The 1,543-nt window shown below is 65.3% G+C and carries 2 protein-coding genes; one reads left to right on the top strand and one right to left on the bottom strand.

Features of this window, described 5'->3' with window-relative positions:
• Positions 1 to 1,176: dipeptidase (locus AC16XC_RS00980; RefSeq protein WP_484032763.1), on the top strand; the 1,176-nt coding region annotated here is incomplete at its 5' end.
• On the opposite strand, the gene AC16XC_RS00975 is transcribed toward AC16XC_RS00980, so the two are convergent.
• Positions 1,173 to 1,543 (bottom strand): DUF1810 domain-containing protein (locus tag AC16XC_RS00975; protein WP_484032762.1); only part of this gene is annotated, 371 nt, incomplete at its 5' end. The genes AC16XC_RS00980 and AC16XC_RS00975 overlap by 4 nt on opposite strands.

Genomic DNA, 1,543 nt, shown 5'->3' with positions numbered 1-1,543 from the left:
GCCGCGCTCGAAGCCGCGCCGGTGTGGGACGGGCACAACGACGTGCCGATCCAACTGCGCGGGCGTTATCGCAACATGCTTGGCCAATTCGACTTCCACGACACCACCGATGCGCCGCCCATTCCCGGCGTCGCGCAGGGCCCGATGCACACCGACCTCACCCGCCTGCGGCAGGGCAAGGTCGGGGCACAGTTCTGGTCGGTCTATGTCATCACCGAATTCGAAGGTCCGCGCGCGGTGCAGGCGGCGATCGAGCAGGTCGATATCACCAGGCGGCTGGTCGCCGCCTATCCCGACGACCTCGCGCTGGCGCTGACGGCGGACGAGGTCGAAGCGGCGATGGCCGAGGGCCGGATCGCTTCGCTGATGGGGCTCGAGGGCGGGCACATGATCGGCGACAGCCTGGCGGTGCTGCGCCAGATGTACGCGCTGGGCATCCGCTACATGACGCTGACCCATTCGCAGAACACCAGCTGGGCCGACAGCGCCGACGATGCTCCCGCGCATGGCGGGCTCACCGATTTCGGGCGCGACGTGGTGCGCGAGATGAACCGGCTCGGGATGCTGGTCGACCTCTCGCACGTGAGCGAGGAGACCATGCTCGACGCGCTCGAAGTGGCGCGGGCGCCGGTGATGTTCAGCCATTCGAACGCGCGGGCGGTGGTGGGGGAATCGCGCAATGTTTCCGATGCGGTGCTCGAAAAGGTCAGGGACAATGGCGGAATCGTGATGGTGGTCGCCTATCCCGGCTTCACCAGCGACGCGCTGTTCCGCTGGTATGCCGACCGCAATGCCGAGGAAGCGCGCTTGAAGTTCCTGTTCCAGGGCCAGCCGGAAGAGGTTGCGGCAAGGCTCGCGCAATGGGTCGAGGCGCATCCGGGGCCCGCCTCGACCGTGAGCCAGCTGGCCGACCATGTCGATCATATCCGCAAGGTGGCGGGGATCGACCATATCGGTATCGGCGGCGACTATGACGGCATGGCGACCGGCCCGATCGGGATGGAGGACGTCACCGGCTATCCGCGACTGTTCGAGGAACTGGCCCGGCGCGGCTATTCGCAGGAGGATTTGGAGAAGATTTCGAGCCGCAACATGATGCGGGTGCTGCGCGCGGCCGAGGCCTATGCCGCGGCCCATGCCGGCGATCCGCCGATCGAGACTCCGGTCGCCGATTAGCGGGCGAGCAAGTCCAGCGTGAGTTCGTCGCGTGTTCCGCCGTAAAAGCCGTCGAGCATCTCGCCGAACCGGGGATCGTCGCTGATATGCTCGAACAGCGTCATCGAACTGGCCAGTTTCATGGCATCGACCTCGCCCAGGATTTCAACCGCATCCCTTTTGCCCTGCCAGGCCAGCATCGCATCGACACATTCCATCAGCCGGGGGCCGAGCAGGTCATGCCCGAGATAGCGGCGCGCTTCGGCGAGATCGGCGATCGAATAGAACTTGCCGGTCGGGGTGGTGCTCAATCCCAGGATTTGCGGAAAGATGAACCAGATCCAGTGGCTGCGTTTGAAACCGTTGCGCAATTCGTCGAGAGCCTGTC

The organism is Candidatus Andeanibacterium sp., from assembly GCF_057143545.1.
This window is presented reverse-complemented; position numbering and strand designations above follow the sequence as displayed.